Origin of the sequence: Bremerella sp. JC817, assembly GCF_040718835.1 — a bacterium.
Classification (GTDB): domain Bacteria; phylum Planctomycetota; class Planctomycetia; order Pirellulales; family Pirellulaceae; genus Bremerella.
The window spans coordinates 1-16026 of the sequence record NZ_JBFEFG010000266.1; the positions used below are offsets into that span (position 1 = coordinate 1).

The following is a 16026-nucleotide window of genomic DNA, read 5'->3' on the forward strand; positions in this document are numbered from 1 at the left end:
CAACCAGCGTGTTGTCCATCTTGGTTGGCTGGCCGATCACCGCTTTGTTGATGATGAAGTCGGAATGTGCTCGACGCTTGTTCAAGTCACGCATCAAGGCATCGTTGTAAGCCTTCTGCGGCCATGGGCCTTCCGCCAACGAGACCTGGTAGAACTCGAGCAGCGAGCCCTTTTCATAATGAACGTTCTTGATCGCCAGGGCGTAGTCGATACGGGCCTGGTTGAACAAGGCACTCGAATCGATCACACGTCGTTGGGCTTCCAGCAGCAAGTCAATCGGCGCCTTGCCCGCTTCGTAGCTGGCACGAACCGTGGCCTCTTGAGCGTTGGCTGCTTCGCGTCGATTGAACAGCAGTTCCATGATCTCGTACGCACGGGTAATTTCGGCGTACGAGTTCGACAGACCGTACATGATCTGCTTTTCTTCTTCATCCAGAATCGCCTTGGCTCTGGCCAAGGCCAGTTCGCTGCTGCGGACAGCCGAGTGGGCCCGACGGAAGCCGATCGGCATCTCGAATTCAACACCGAGTTGATACTCGGCGAAGTCACCGTCGGTCAGGCTCTGCAAGGCACCTGATTCGCCTGGAATGCTGCTTTGATCCGAAAGCGTCGGCCCAAAGCCTCGCTGGCGATACCGGGCAACCAGGTCGAGGTTGGGCATCAGGAAGTTGCGATTGGCCAACAGTTCCAGCTCACGCTGTTTGATAACCCACTTTTGACGACGAAGTTCCGGACGACGTGCGAGCGCTTCGGTGGCGATGGCCGACCAGTCGAAGTTCACCTTGGCGACGGGAGCTTCGGTAACGGGGCGAATCAAACGGCCATTGGTTTGCGTCAGACCCATCATGAAACGAAGTCGACGTTCCGCCACGCGCACGCCACCTGGGTTGTTGAACGTACCACCTTCCGAACCGTTATGCCCGCGTGTGCGTTCCACAAGCCGGCCATGCAATGCGTTGACCACTTCGACCTGGAAGCGGAAGTATTGTTCGCGGGCCTGAGCTTCGGTATCGGCCGACTTCTTATCGGCTTGAACGTTCGCGTAGGCCTTCTTCCAGACTTCGAGCACGTTGTTACGTGCATTGATTTTGACGTCGAGATCGCGATAGGCGAAGAACAAGTCCCAATAGGCGTTCTCGACATCGCTCACCAGGTTTCGCACGGCGATCTCGAAGTCGGCCAGGCTGATGTCGGTTCGCGTGCGTGCGATCAGCACACCGTTGGCGAAGCCTGGTTCGCCGTTAGGACCAGCGATCCGATTGAACTGTACGCCTGCACCTTGCAGCAAAGGCTGGCGGACTTCAGCATCGATGTAGGTATCCCAGCCGGCGCTGAAGATCTTTTGCGGGTTGTTGTTGTAGTCGTACTGGGTAACGCTGCGCAAGCTGACCAAACCACCGGTCGCGTTCCGCTTGCTCAGATTCACCTGATAGTTGTGCAGGTCTTGCTGGAAGAAACCATTCTCGCCGACGGTGAAGTTATTGATTCGGCGATCGTTCGATTCAAAGTAGGCGCCTGCGCCGAAGGTGGCGTCGAACGCACTCAAAGCGGCTTCTTCACCAAAGCGGCCATCGGTATAGACGATCGCGGGATCGTACATCGAGACAACCGCCTCAGGCGTTCGCAGCACACCGCCGAGATCTTTCATGACCTGCGAGTTTTGCAGAGCGAGCCGGATCGCTTCTTCCAGCGAGAGGTCCCAGTAGCCGTTGCGGAAGTCGATGTTCTCAGGCGTGATCGAATCGGGAGATTCTGGGATTTCCAGCCAGTCGTCTTCTTCGCAGACGTTCGGGGCAGGATCTTCGATCTTCAGACCACGGTTGGCGTACTCTGCGATCAGCGATTCGTCGTAGGCAGGAGGATCTGGACAGTCATAGCCCTTCCAGCACTGGTGCAGACAACCGCTACAGCATGTTGTCAGGCACGTGCTGAGGACCACCATCCATCGTGTGTAGCGACGGAGCATCGCTGCTATTCCCTCCTGGGTCGATCGTGCGGGGCTAACCGTTTGTCCACGGGAGCAAACAGTTATTGGGGGCGATTGGTGCGCGATCGGCTTGGGTTGGATCTGCCGCATAGGTCATTAGCACCACGCTTCTGGGTGAAACCCCACGTTCTTTTTCGGCAACGACTATCTGCAAACTCAATAAAACCCTTACTTTCTGAAGATCAGAAAGAAACACTACCACCGGCCCAGACGCTAGCGTCGATTGTTTTTGCCTTAGACTCTTCGTAATCGTTAAACTCGGCCGATGACGATAGCGTGACGGCGAAACCTAAGCCAGCTGATTGGAATGGTTTTGTCGATTGGTATACTCACGCTAAGTGGGAGACCCCAGCCCAGGGCAAGCCGAGGTCAAACACCTGCCAGATTCGCCCCGCAAGGTGGTGAATCGGACTCTGAACAAAAGGGGACATGCGAATGAATCCGGAACGCTGGGATTCGGAACCGTCGCGCGAGGGAGCATCGGATCAGCAATGGTCGTTGGATGATGTTCTGCGCCGCACGCAAGATTCCGGGCAAGCGGATGATGTTCTCGAGGTGATCGAAGAACTTCGCAAAAAGAACCCCAACGCTCAGCCGAGCGAGATCGACACGATGACCTATTTCGTGCTGGTCTATCTCAAGCGGCGCTACCCAGATCTGCCGCTGAAGAATGAGAAAGTCCTGACCATGGCCTCGACAATCGCCCAGTCGTTGCTCGAGGACCCGACGGCCGCCGAGCGGATGCGTACTCTATGGTCTCAATCGAGTTAGATCTATGTCTGCCGACGCGACCCAACTTGAGCAACGCATCCAAGAGAACCAAGGCCTGGTTATCTCGCTGGCGAAGTCAATCCATCGCAAATTGCCACCGCAGATCGGCATGGACGACCTGATCGCCTACGGACAATTGGGGCTGGCTGAAGCGGCCCAGTCGTTCGAGGAAGGGCGCGGAGCGAGCTTCTCGACCTTCGCGTACTATCGTGTTCGAGGGGCGATATACGACGGCATCTCGAAGATGAGCTGGAATTCGCATGCGGCTCGCATGCAGAACAAATACCAGCAGATGGCGGTCGATACGCTGGAAGCGGAGAGCACTCGGGGAGAACCTTCCCAGGCAAAAATCGAAGAAAATGCTCGATGGCTTGGCAACCTGACGGAAAAACTCGCGATTATCTACCTGGCCAGCCACGGCGAAGATACGCAAGACGCGATTCAAGCAGTTGCGGACGCTCGCGTGGAAAAACCTGACGAGCAACTCGAGAACGAAGAGATCCATCGGCTGCTGAAGAAACTGCTGCAAACCCTGGCTCCGCAAGAGCAAGAACTGATCCGGATGACCTACTACGAAGGGTTAAGTCTCAAGGAGGCGGCTGATCATCTTGGCAAAAGCAAGTCTTGGGCAAGCCGATTGCATCAAGCCATTCTCGAGCGTCTGGGTCGCGCTCTGCGTCAAACGACTTAGTCGTAAGCATTGGCCTGTTAAAGAGTAGCGATTTGCTCGATCGGAATCATTCCTGCTAGTGGGGAGTGCCGAGAGAATCAGAGAGGACGTCTGTGACGAATATGCGGCTGGCCAAATTTCAGCCTTATATTTTTGTTGAAACTCCTATTTTGACACTTATACTTTCGCGGCCATTTCGTTTACCAGTCTGTCCGAGATGAACTGCCATGGCATTCCCACAAGTCCTCGACGTCGAAACGTTGATCAATCCGATCTCGGATGAAAATCCGAGCGGTGTGGAGCTTCGTGGTTCGGAACATGCCAACGAGTTCTTCGACCTGCGCGAGATCTTCAATCAATCGAACAAAGCCGAGCGCGAGCTGCAAACGGCGATGGCCTTTCCGGATGAAGAGTTTCCGGACTTGAAGGATCCGCAGTGGGAAGAAGTTCGAGATCGCTCGATTCATGTCCTGACAAACTATTCCAAAGACGTATCGGTCGCTTCGTGGCTAATCGAAGCGGTCATGCGTTTGGATGGCATCGCCGGGCTGCGGGATGGTTTCAAAGTGATGCAGGAAATCTGCCGTCGCTATTGGGATAGCATCCACCCGCAGCCTGACGAAGACGAAGGCTATGCCGAGACGGTCTCGCAACTGACCGGCCTGACCAGCGAACGAACGTTCGGCGTGTTGGATGCGTTGCCACTGACCAGCGGTGGAGGGGGGAGCTACTCCCTCTTTGACTTCAACGAAGCCAACCGTATCGAAGGGATGCCCACGGAAGAGCGTCAACGGCGAATCACGGAAGGGGCGATCGAACGAAACACGTTTGACGAGTCGTTCCGCGCTACGCCTCGCGAACACTTTAATGATGTGCTCGAAGATCTCGACACTATCATCGACACAATCCGCGACCTGGCGACTTACCTCGACGAACGTTGCGTCCGCAACTCGTTTGGCGAAGATACCTCGCCGTCGATGACCTCGTTTCGTCAGAAGCTTGAGGCGACCCGATCGACCGTACAACAACTGATTTCCGAGCTTTTGCTCGAGGAAGCAACGCCGGCCGTGGAAGAAACTGCGCAGGAAGGCGAAGCTACACAAGACCAACCCAAGGTGGTTGCGGGGGCGATCCAGTCGCGAACCGACGCCATCAAACTGATTCGCAAGGCGGCCGAGTACTTCCGCAAGACCGAGCCGCAATCGTTCATTCACTTCAAACTCGAGCAAGCCGCGCGATGGGCCGAGATGCCTTTTCCGGAACTGCTCAAAGAGTTGTTGCGTGACGATTCTGCGATGGGGGAATTGCATCGTCGTACAGGTATTCCGATACCAGACGACGAGGGTGGATATTAATGGATTTCCAATAATATCTCTGACAGTTTGATTGTAATCTGACATCAATTCCCTGAAATTGAGGTCAGGTTAAGTTGGGGCAAAAACTTGGCCGGTAACGATGCGTGCTGACCAGATTAGCTGCGAATCCTATTTCACAACGCATTGCTATAAGAACTGACATTGGGGGGAAACGATGGCTGAAAGTTATCAAAAGAGGCTCAATCGCGTCCGCAAGCCTCGCGTCCACATCACTTACGATGTGGAAACGGGCGATGCCATGGAGAAGAAAGAGCTGCCATTTGTGGTTGGGGTGATGGGAGATTTCTCCGGCAACCCAGCCGAAAAGATGGAACCGCTCAAGGATCGCAAGTTCGTTCAGATCGATCGCGACAACTTCGACGACGTGATGAAGCGATTCCGCCCCGAACTGAATATGCGCGTCGACAACACGTTGGCGGACGATGGTTCGCAAATGGCCGTCAACTTGAAGTTCCAATCGATGGACGACTTCAGCCCAGCTAACGTTGCCAAGCAGATCGAACCCCTCAAAAAGCTGCTCGCAACGCGTGACAATCTGCGTGACCTGTTGACCAAGATCGATCGCAGCGACGACCTGGAAACCTTGCTGGAACAGGTTATGAACGACGCCGGACAGCTCAAGAAATTGGCTGGTGAACTGGGCGTCCAAGATTCGGGTGATGCTGACAAAGGGGATGCATAGTCATGAGTGCCGGTGAACAACAATCCGCTCAAGCAGCGGCCCAAAACGTAGAAGCAACCAGCCTCCTGGATGCTGCGATCACAGCGACCAAGCAGACCGAACAGCCTCGCGCGAAAGAGCTGATTCAGACGCTGGTCGAAGAAGCGATGAAGGGGACGGTTACCTTCGACAAAGATATTATCCGGACGATCAACCAAGGGATCGCCGCGATCGACGAAGCGGTCTCGACCCAGTTGGCGACGGTCATGCATCACCCAGAGTTTCAAAAGCTGGAAGGTAGCTGGCGTGGCCTGAACTACCTGGTCAGCAACAGCGAAACGGGCGAGATGCTGAAGCTGCGTGTCTTGAACGCAACGAAGAAGGATCTCTCGAAAGATCTGGAACGTGCTGTCGAGTTCGATCAAAGCACCACCTTCAAAAAGATCTACGAAAGCGAATTCGGCCTGGCCGGTGGTACGCCTTATGGCGCACTGATCGGCAACTACGAATGGGATAACACCCCAGACGATATTGCCGCCTTGGAGAAGATGTCAGGCGTGGCCGCGTCGGCGTTCGCCCCGTTTTTGACTGCTCCGAGCGCAAGCTTCTTCGGGTTTGACGACTGGGAAGAGCTCTCGCGTCCACGCGACCTGGCGAAGATCTTCGACTCGCAAGAGTACATCAAGTGGAACGCGTTCCGTCAGTCGGAAGACTCGCGGTTCGTAACCATGTGCATGCCACGCACGCTGGCTCGCTTGCCTTACGGTGCGGCGACCAAGCCAATCGACGAGTTCGATTTTGAAGAAGTCGAAACCGGTCCTGGTGGTCAGCCAATCGAAGTCGATCACGAAGAATACTGCTGGATGAACACAGCGTTCGTCATGGGTGCCAAGCTGACCGACGCGTTTGCGAAGACGGGGTGGTGCACGGCGATCCGCGGTGTCGAAAACGGCGGTAAGGTCGAAGGCCTGCCGGTGCACGTGTTCAAGAGCAGCGATGGCGACTCAGGTATCAAGTGCCCAACCGAAGTGGCGATCACCGATCGTCGCGAAGCGGAACTGAGCAAGCTGGGCTTCCTGTCGCTCTGCCATTTCAAAGATACCGACTACTCGGTCTTCTTTGGTGGTCAGACCACGCAGCGGCCAAAGCAGTACCATGAACCAGACGCCACAGCCAACGCCGAGATTTCGGCTCGCTTGCCGTACATCATGGCTTCGTCCCGTTTCGCTCACTACTTGAAGGTGATCGCACGCGACAAGATCGGTTCGTTCATGGAACGCGACGACTGCGAACGCTGGTTGAACGACTGGATTCACAACTACGTCTGTGCCGACAAGAGCCCAAGTGCCGAAGTCAAGGCGCGTCTGCCTTTGGCCGAAGCACGGGTCGAAGTCACCGAAATGCCTGGCAAGCCAGGTTCGTACAACGCGGTGGCCTACTTGCGTCCATGGCTGCAGATGGAAGAGTTGACCACCTCGCTTCGCATGGTGGCCAGCATTCCGCAAAAGGCTGGCTAATGCACGCCTGCTGAGCAATCCAAGAGGCACATTGGGGAACGAACTCTTTTGTGCCTCTTTTTATATCGACTCCTCTGCGCGATGTTGCCATGCCTGCTGAGTTTCCAACGCAACCTGAAGAGCTCGCTCAACCTCTGCTGGAAGAGGTAACGCAGGCAGTTCCGCAGGATGCGCCGACGGAAACCACCGGGCCAATCTCGATTCTGGACTGGATTGTCGACAGTGAACATGTCGCGGAAGCGGGGCAAGCTTCGCATCGCTGGGACGAGTTCATGACGGCGACCACTATCTACGAGCGGCTGCTTGCCTGGCTCGGCAAAGTGGATGGGCTCTCGAAAAAGTCGCTCGTTCGCCGACTGAATGCCGACGTCGCTCAGATCGATCAATGGCTCAACGATCAACTGAATGCGATTCTGCACCATCCCAAGTTTCAGAAGCTGGAAGCCTCGTGGCGGGGGCTGCAATATCTGACCGACATGGTCGATGAAGAGGCTGATCGTCAGCAGGTCCATGTGCGCGTATTGAACGCCAGTTGGAAAGATGTCGAACGCGACATGGAACGAGCGATCGAGTTCGACGCCAGTGAGCTGTTCAAAAAAATCTATGAAGAAGAATTTGGTACGGCTGGTGGCAAGCCATTTGGGGTGATGATCGGCGATTATCACATTCATCCGCAGCCGACCAAGCATCATCCTCATCGCGATATCGACACGCTGCAAGGCCTGGCAGGGATCGCGGCCGCTTCGTTCTGTCCGTTCATCGCCGGGGCCAGTTCCTCGATGTTTGGCCTGGACGATTTCAGCGGGATCGAACATGTCGAGAACCTTCGTTCCGGGTTCGACCAGGCCGAGTTCACCCAATGGCATGCCTTCCGCAAATCAGAAGATGCCCGGTTTGTCGGGCTGGTGATGCCGAAGGTCCTGATGCGTTTGCCCTACGAGACCTTCGATGCCCGGGCCGACGGCTTTTGCTTCCGCGAAGAAGTCGCCGGACGCGATCGACGAAATTATTTGTGGGGCAACGCTGCCTATGCTTTCGCGGAAGTATTGATCCGCGCCTATTCCGATTGCGGATGGCTGGCGCAGATTCGTGGTGTTCAGCGAAACGTGGTGGGGGGCGGATTGGTCAGCCGCTTGCCGGTTCACTACTTCGGGACCGATCGCGAAGGGATCGCTCCGAAAGCTTCGACCGATTGTATTGTTAGTGATCGACAAGAGGCGGAACTGGCCAACCTCGGTTTCATTCCGCTGACCCATTGTCACGATACCGAACTGAGCGCGTTCTATTCCAATCAAACGGTTCAGTTGCCAAAGAGATACGAAGAGCCCGAAGCGACGCAGAACGCGAAGATCTCGAGCATGTTGCAGTACATCCTCTGCACCTCACAATTCGCCCATGCGTTGAAGGTGATCGCACGTGACAAGGTCGGTACCTTCGAGAGTCGCGAGGCGATCGAACGGTTTCTCAATGATTGGATTCACGACTATGTGACCCCAGATCAGAAGGCGAAGCCCGAAACAAAGGCGGCCCGGCCACTGCGTCAGGCCGAGATCTCATTGCGAGACGACCCTGGTAAGCCTGGCTCGTACCACTGCACCTTCAAGTTATGGCCTCATTATCAACTGGATGACCTGGTCGCTTCGATTCGCATGAAGACCACCATCGAAGGCCGCCGACAATAAACGTAAACCCTCTGCATACTGCGGATTAACTGCGAGAGCCCTCCATGACCATCGGTGAGAAGCTAAAGAACGGACAGCTCGACGACGCAATTGACGAGGCGATTGCCGACGTCAAGAAGCAGCCGATGCAATGGGACCTGCGAATTGCGATGGCTCAACTGCTATGTCTGCGAGGCGATTTGCAGCGAGCCGACGGGCATCTGGAAACGGCCCAGATTCAAACCCCCGATGCGATCCTGCGAATCTCGATGTATCGGCAGATGATCCGGGGCGAGATGACTCGGAACGAATGCTGGGACGACGGACGTACGCCTGACCTGATGCAAGGTCAGGAACCGACCCCGCTGATCGAAAAGAACCTGCGATTGCTGTTGGCCCTGCGAGATGGCAACCTGTCCGAGGCCGCAACCTTGGCTGGCGAAATCGAGGAAGAACGCCCGCTCGTCAAGGGAACGTGCGATGGGGTCCCCTTTGAAGATCTACGAGACCAGGACGACCGCACTGCGTTCTTCTTCGAGACGATTACCAGCAACGGAAAGTACTTCTGGATTCCGTTCGACGAGATCGAATCGATCGAATTCCATCCGCCGGAACAGCCTTCCGACTTGATCTGGCGCCGAGCCACCATGAGTGCCTACGGTCAAGAAGGGGACGTCTTCCTCAATGCGTTGTACCCCGGCAGCTCGCAAAGCGACGACCTGACACAGAAGCTTGGCCAAAGCACGGACTGGCTCGGGCAAGAAGGAGAGCCTGGTCGTGGCCTGGGGCAGCGAATGTTCTGGCTGGGTGAAGACGAGAAGTCGATTATGGAAATCAGCACGCTGACTTTCAGCAAATAGCCACGGCTTTCCAGGGAGTACGCATGTCGAAGGGAGAAGAGGATCAGCCGTTGATGCCGTCCGTATTCGATCGCTTGATCGATTACGAACCGTTCAACGCGCGGGAAACACCTCGTTCGCAAACCCAGACCATGCGTGAGATCCGCGAGTCGGTGATGCGGGATCTCGAGAACTTGCTGAATACGCGTTGGCGCTGCATGAACTGGCCGCCAGAAAAGGGGACGCTTGACGGCTCGCTGGTGAATTACGGCATTCCAGATTTTTCTTCGATTGATCTCAGCTCGGACATGGATCTGGAAACGCTACGAGAGGCGATCGAGTTTGCGATTCGCACCTACGAGACACGGTTCGTTTCGGTCGAGGTCGAACTCTCGCCGAAGCTTAAGAAAGAGGATCGTTTGCTGCAGTTTGTCATTCGTGCGGAACTGTATGCCACGCCTGCTCCGGAACCGATTGTGTTTGATTCGACGTTGGAGCCTTCGGATCAGTTATTTCATGTGAAACGGAAGGATCGATGAGCGACGAACTGCTCGAGTTTTATCGTCGTGAGCGTGCTTACCTGCTCGATCAGGGAAAAAGCTTCGCCGAGGCCAATCCGAAGATCGCCAGTCGACTCGGACTAGGGGGCGACGATTTCAAAGATCCGCACGTTGGGCGACTGATCGAATCGTTCGCGTACTTGAACGCACGCACGCGTTTGAAGCTGGAAGACGACTTCCCCGAGATCGCCGCGTCGATGCTCGAGGTTCTCTTCCCGCATTTGCTGCGGCCGATTCCTTCGATGTCGATCGTGCAGTTCGGTTTGGATCGAGCCCAGGTCGAAGCGTTCGACGGCTTCACGGTCGCTCGTGGAACGAGCCTCGAAACGGAACAGATCGACGGCGATCCTTGTCGCTTCCGGACCTGCTATCCGGTGACCTGTTGGCCAATCGAGATTACCGACGTCCGCATGATGAGCCATCCGTTCGAGGCTCCGGCGACCGCTTACAATACCGACTCGACCGCGATGATTCGCATTCGAGCCAAGACCTTTTCGACCAACACGCAGCTCAATCAGTTGAACCTGAAGACGCTGCGGTTCTACATCAAAGAACAGGCCCCGTATAAGTACGACCTTTACGAGCTGCTGATGACTTCGGTCGTAGGCGTGGCTGCCGCTCGCAACCCGAAGGCTCCGGACTGCCAGTTGCTTGGTACCCGCTGTATCGAGCCGGTCGGTTTTCAGCGTGACGAAGGGATGTTCGACTATCCGGCCCGGTCGTTTATCGGCTATCGGATGCTGACGGAATTCTTCACGTTTCCCGATAAGTTTCTGTTCTTCGATTTGCAGCTTGGCAACTGCCTGAAGAAGATCAGCGGCGAAGAAGTCGAGTTTTATATCTTCCTGAAGGAAACCAACGCCGACCTGGAACGCCGCTTGTCGGCCGAGAACCTGCGGATCGGTTGTACGCCGATCACGAATCTCTATCGCCAGGAAGCCGAACCGATCCGGCTGACGCACCAGCAAACCGAGTATCACGTCATTCCGGACTCGCGTCGGCCGTTTGCCAACGAGATCTATTCGATCGACGAAGTCACGGCGGTCTCGCAAGATAATCGCGAAGTTCCGTATCACCCGTTCTACTCGTTCAAGCATGCTTCGCAGTCGCGAGAAGCAGGGACCTATTGGCATGCGACGCGGCGTCCCAATCCTGGCGGACGCGAGGTGAACGACGAAGGAACCGAGCTCTTCATGTCGATTGTCGATCTCGACTTTCAGCCCAGCAGCCCGGCCCAGTGGAGCCTGCATGCCGAGTTGACTTGCTTTAATCGGGATCTGCCAGAACGCCTTCCGTTTGGGGGCGATCAGCCAAAGCTTTATATGTCGGGGCTGGCCCCGGTGACGAAGATTCGTTGCTTGTTGCCACCCACGCCGACACGTCGTCCTGACATCGAACAGGGCATTCGCTGGCGATTAATTTCCCACCTCTCGTTGAACCATCTGTCGTTGATCGAAGATGAAGAAGGTTCGCACGCCTTGCGAGAAATATTGAGCTTGTACGACTACGTCAACTCGAATGTCAGCCAGGCCTTTGTCGAAGGGATCAAAGGCATCGAGGGCGAACCATGCACGGCCCGGGTCAAGACACCCAATGGAACGGTCTTCTGCCGTGGGACGCGCGTTCATCTGACTTTCGACTCGTCGCGATTTTCAGGCGGCGGCATGTTTTTGATGGCAAGTGTGCTGGAGCGTTTCTTCGCGCTTTACTGCACGATCAATTCATTCACCCAGACGGTCATCCATGACGAGACCGGCAAGGAGATTCATCGTTGGGCACCGAGGGCCGGCGAAAACGTGCTGCTGTAGCCAGCCGACTGATGGAGAAGCCGTATCAGTTCGACTTTTTCCAGGCAATGCGAATGCTGGAAAAGGTCGCGCAGGAAGATCCGGCGACGTTCGCCCAGTGGCAACCCGTGGGCGAAGATGGACCGCCTCAGCGAGAGCTGGTGCAGTTGAAGGTATTGTGTGCGCGGACGTTCCCTGCAAGCGAGGTCACGTCGATCATTCGTCGACGTCCCGACCCCGAGCATGGCCATGCCGACGGCGAATCTCCCTTCGTCATGACAACCACCTTCATGGGACTGTTCGGTGCCCAAGGCGTGATGCCGCTGCACTACACGCAAACGGTTTTGGATCGTGTTCGTCGGAAAGATTACGCCCTGCGTGACTTTCTCGACCTGTTCCACCACCGGATCTTGTCGCTGTTTTATCGAGCGTGGGAGAAGTACCGCTTTCCCATCGCCTTCGAGCGAGCTCGACGAGTCTCGCGGAACCCGAAGCAACTTGATCTCTTCACGCAGATCTTGTACTCACTGGTTGGCATGGGAACCGATGGCATTCGCCAGCGGCAGCAAATCAACGACGAAACGTTTCTGTACTATGCCGGGCACTTCGCCCACACGCCAAGATCGGCCTTGGGGCTGCAGCAGATCCTGGAAGACTATTTCGCCTTCGAGGTCGTCGTGCAGCAGTACGCCGGGCATTGGTTGTACATCGACCCGGCCGATCAATCGCGATTGCCTGACGCGGCAGGGCTGTTGGGTGGCAACAATCGCCTCGGCGAAGAGACCGTCATTGGTCACCGCATGTGGAACTGCGAAACGCGTTTCCGTTTGCGAATTGGCCCGGTCGACTACCAGCAGTATCAAAAGCTGATGCCCAGTGGAGATCAACTGGGTGAAGTCGCCCAGCTCACGCGAACCTATGTCGGCAATTCGCTCGACTTCGATATGCAGTTGGTGCTGAAGAAAACGGAGGTGCCTCCGTGCATTCTAGGTAGCGAAGAGTCGCCTTGCTTCCTGGGTTACAACATGTGGCTTCGTAACGACGAGTTTCAAGAGGACGTCGAAGACGCCGTGTTTCAGCACGCAGGCTACCCCGAGAAAAAGTCCGCCTAAGTCGCGACGAAACCTGGCCGAGAGGTTCTCGGCGCCAGCCTTGATGAACCAACCTGACAGACATTCAGAGATTCAGTGGAAAGGGATCGACCAGCCATGGCATCCGTGAACTTGAAATCGTTGGTAGGAAAGCTCAACGGAACCTGTCGACGCACGCTCGAAGGGGCGGCCGGTTTGTGCTTGTCGCGAACCAATTACAACGTCGAAGTCGAGCATTGGCTGACCAAGATCCTGGAAACCCCCAACACCGATCTCGACGCGATCTTGCGGAACTACGAGATCGACGCGAGCAAGCTGCTGGCCGAACTGACCCGGGCGATGGACAAGCTGAAGACGGGCAACGCTCGTCCGCCGGCGCTTAGTCAAACGGTCGTCGATCTGGCTCGCGATGCCTGGCTGATTGCCTCGGTCGATTACCTGGAGCCTTCCGTGCGGACAGGGCACCTCGTGATTGCCATGCTTTCCGATCGGATCACCGCCCAGTCGGTCTTGTCGAGTTGCCCCGAGCTGGAAAAGATCAGCCTGGAAGATTTGAAGCAGCACCTGGCTCGGCTGACGGCCGAGACTTCCGAGGAAGAAGAATCGCAAGCCACCATTGCGACCACCTCTTCCAGCAGTGCTTCCGCTGGCGGACCAGCCAAGCCTACGAAAACACCAGGGCTCGATCAGTTCACAATCGACCTGACCGAGCGTGCCAAAAAGGGTGAGATCGATCCGGTTCTAGGTCGCGACGACGAGATTCGCCAGATCGTCGATATCTTGTGTCGACGTCGCCAGAACAATCCGATCCTCACCGGCGAAGCTGGCGTCGGTAAGACAGCCGTCGTCGAAGGTTTCGCGTTACGTGTCGCGGCGGGCGATGTGCCTGACGCGCTGAAGACCGTTTCAATTCGTTCGCTCGACCTGGCACTGCTGCAAGCGGGCGCTGGTGTGAAAGGGGAGTTCGAGAACCGTCTGAAGTCAGTCATCGAAGAAGTGAAGTCTTCCCCCAAGCCGATCATTCTGTTCATCGACGAAGCCCACACGATGATCGGTGCTGGTGGTCAAGCGGGGCAAGGGGACGCCGCCAACCTTTTGAAGCCGGCACTCGCGCGGGGCGAGCTGCGCACGATCGCGGCGACGACCTGGGCGGAATACAAAAAGTACTTTGAACGCGATGCCGCTTTGGCGCGTCGTTTTCAAGTGGTGAAGGTCGAAGAACCGAGCGAAGACAAATGCATCGGCATGATGCGTGGGCTGGTGGCCACGCTCGAACATCATCACAACGTTCGCATTTTGAACGAAGCGGTCGAATCGGCCGTGAAGCTTTCCAGCCGTTATATCAGTGGTCGGCAGCTTCCCGACAAAGCAGTCAGCTTGTTGGACACAGCATGTGCTCGGATCGGATTGAGTCAGCATTCGACGCCTCCGCAGGTCGAGCATCTGACGCGACAGATCGATCGCATTGATACCGAAGCTGAGATTCTGCGCCGCGAAATGGCTGCCGGTGCCGAAGGACATGAAGAGAAGATCGCCGAACTCGAAGAAAGCAAAACCAAGGCCGAGGCCGACCTGGCCACGCTGACCACTCGGTGGGAAGAAGAGAAAACACTGGTCAATCAGATTCGCGAACTGCAAGACGAACTCGCCGAAGACGATGCGAAACGTCATAAGCCGGTTATCGAAGGTGAGCCCAAGCCAGAGTTATTACCTGATGCCAAGCGGAAAGAGATTCGTACGGAAGTCAAAAAGCAGCAAGCCGAGCTGCTGAAGATTCAAGGCGAATCCCCCTTGGTTCATATCTGCTGCGACACCAATGCCGTGGCGGAAACGGTCGGGGCGTGGACTGGGATTCCGGTCGGACGCATGGTCGCCAACGAGATTGCCACGGTCCTCAAGCTGCAAGACTTGATGGAAGAAAGCGTCGTAGGGCAGTCGCATGCGATGGTGCAGATTGCGGAGAGCATCAAGACTTCGCGAGCGAACCTGGAAGATCCGAGTCGTCCGATCGGTATCTTCCTGCTGGCAGGCACCAGCGGTGTCGGCAAGACGGAAACCGCGTTAACGCTGGCCAATCTGTTGTATGGTGGCGAGCAGAATATGACGACGATCAACATGTCGGAGTTCAAGGAAGAGCACAAGGTATCGCTGCTGATGGGTTCGCCTCCGGGCTACGTCGGTTACGGCGAAGGGGGCGTGCTGACCGAAGCCGTGCGTCGCAAGCCCTACAGCGTGGTCCTGCTCGATGAAATGGAGAAGGCTCACCCTGGCGTACAAGACATCTTTTACCAGGTGTTCGACAAGGGGCACATGAAGGATGGCGAGGGCCGCGACATCGACTTCAAGAATACGGTCATCATCATGACGTCGAACGCCGGGACCGACTTGATCATGAGCCTTTGCCGCGATCCGGATACGCGGCCAGAGCCGGAAGCACTGGGCGAAGCTTTACACGGCGAACTGCTGAAGACCTTCAAGCCTGCCTTTCTGGGCCGGGTCTCGGTCATTCCATACTTCCCACTCGACGACGACGTGATGAAGAAGATCATTCGCCTGAAGCTGAAGAAGGTCGGCCGCCGCGTGATTGATCACTATCGAGCAACCTTCGAATACACCGACAAGCTGGTCGACGCGATCGCGGCCCGGTGTACCGAAGTCGATACCGGGGCTCGCAACGTCGACAAGATTCTGACCAAGACCTTGCTGCCCGAGATGTCGAGCGAGTTCCTGGCCCGGATGGCGGAAGGCGAAGAGATTCGATCGGTCGAGATTGATGTCGATGCCGATGGCAACTTCGCCTACACCATCGCCTAGCGAGGGCCCTTTAGTGATCGATGCCAGTTAGGCAGCCTTCCTGGACTACGCAAATTGTGACGATTATTCCAACGGCAGCAGCACGCTGCCGTTTTTTTGTGTCGCAATCGAACTGATTGTCTGGCGAAGGGAAGGGGAGCCGGGAGTGTCGTGTTTATAGTGAAACGACAGCATCCGCCGCTGCCGGAAAGCCTGGCGATAGGAAACTGTTTGCCGGTTGGGTTGGTTTTCCGGATAATTCTGGCTGGGTACTCTCGTTGAAACGTCATCTGTTGGGGTTGGTTCATCCCGC

12 protein-coding genes are annotated in these 16026 nt (G+C 56.1%); 11 read left to right on the top strand and 1 reads right to left on the bottom strand.

Annotation, left to right across the window (positions count from 1 at the left end; genetic code table 11):
* Window positions 1-1966: TolC family protein (locus AB1L30_RS07475; RefSeq protein ID WP_367012800.1), on the bottom strand; the 1966-nt coding region annotated here is incomplete at its 3' end.
* 450 nt (window positions 1967-2416) lie between these two features.
* Here AB1L30_RS07475 and AB1L30_RS07480 point away from each other — a divergent pair.
* From AB1L30_RS07480 to tssH, 11 genes are all read left to right on the top strand, one after another.
* Window positions 2417-2758, top strand: coding sequence for a hypothetical protein (locus AB1L30_RS07480; RefSeq protein WP_367012801.1), 342 nt, complete (start codon window positions 2417-2419; stop codon window positions 2756-2758).
* Window positions 2759-2762: 4 nt separating this feature from the next.
* The gene (locus AB1L30_RS07485) at window positions 2763-3449 is read left to right on the top strand and encodes a sigma-70 family RNA polymerase sigma factor (protein ID WP_367012802.1); all 687 of its coding nucleotides are present in this window, start codon (window positions 2763-2765) and stop codon (window positions 3447-3449) included.
* A 206-nt stretch (window positions 3450-3655) separates the two neighbouring features.
* A complete protein-coding gene (gene tssA, locus AB1L30_RS07490) occupies window positions 3656-4783 on the top strand; it encodes a type VI secretion system protein TssA (RefSeq protein WP_367012804.1) in 1128 nt (375 codons plus the stop codon).
* Window positions 4784-4958: 175 nt separating this feature from the next.
* Window positions 4959-5486 carry a type VI secretion system contractile sheath small subunit gene (tssB, locus tag AB1L30_RS07495; RefSeq protein WP_367012805.1) on the top strand — a complete coding sequence of 176 codons (528 nt, stop codon included), beginning with the start codon at window positions 4959-4961 and terminating at the stop codon, window positions 5484-5486.
* A 2-nt stretch (window positions 5487-5488) separates the two neighbouring features.
* On the top strand, window positions 5489-6982 hold the full coding sequence (gene tssC, locus AB1L30_RS07500; RefSeq protein ID WP_367012806.1) for a type VI secretion system contractile sheath large subunit: 1494 nt from the start codon (window positions 5489-5491) through the stop codon (window positions 6980-6982).
* 89 nt (window positions 6983-7071) lie between these two features.
* Window positions 7072-8664, top strand: a complete 1593-nt coding sequence (tssC, locus tag AB1L30_RS07505; RefSeq protein ID WP_367012807.1) for a type VI secretion system contractile sheath large subunit — start codon at window positions 7072-7074, stop codon at window positions 8662-8664.
* Window positions 8665-8708: 44 nt separating this feature from the next.
* The gene (locus tag AB1L30_RS07510) at window positions 8709-9503 is read left to right on the top strand and encodes a type VI secretion system accessory protein TagJ (protein WP_367012808.1); all 795 of its coding nucleotides are present in this window, start codon (window positions 8709-8711) and stop codon (window positions 9501-9503) included.
* Window positions 9504-9526: 23 nt separating this feature from the next.
* Window positions 9527-10021: a type VI secretion system baseplate subunit TssE gene (tssE, locus tag AB1L30_RS07515; RefSeq protein ID WP_367012809.1), complete on the top strand. Its 495-nt coding sequence runs from the start codon at window positions 9527-9529 to the stop codon at window positions 10019-10021.
* Entirely contained in the window at window positions 10018-11850 is a 1833-nt protein-coding gene (tssF, locus tag AB1L30_RS07520) for a type VI secretion system baseplate subunit TssF (protein WP_367012810.1), read from the top strand. The genes tssE and tssF overlap by 4 nt, the downstream gene beginning before the upstream one ends.
* Window positions 11814-12941 (top strand): type VI secretion system baseplate subunit TssG, encoded by a 1128-nt coding sequence (gene tssG, locus AB1L30_RS07525; RefSeq protein ID WP_367012811.1) that lies wholly within the window; start codon window positions 11814-11816, stop codon window positions 12939-12941. Before tssF ends, tssG begins: the two co-directional genes overlap by 37 nt.
* Before the next feature lie 96 nt (window positions 12942-13037).
* Window positions 13038-15734 carry a type VI secretion system ATPase TssH gene (tssH, locus tag AB1L30_RS07530; RefSeq protein ID WP_367012812.1) on the top strand — a complete coding sequence of 899 codons (2697 nt, stop codon included), beginning with the start codon at window positions 13038-13040 and terminating at the stop codon, window positions 15732-15734.
* Window positions 15735-16026: the final 292 nt, after the last annotated feature.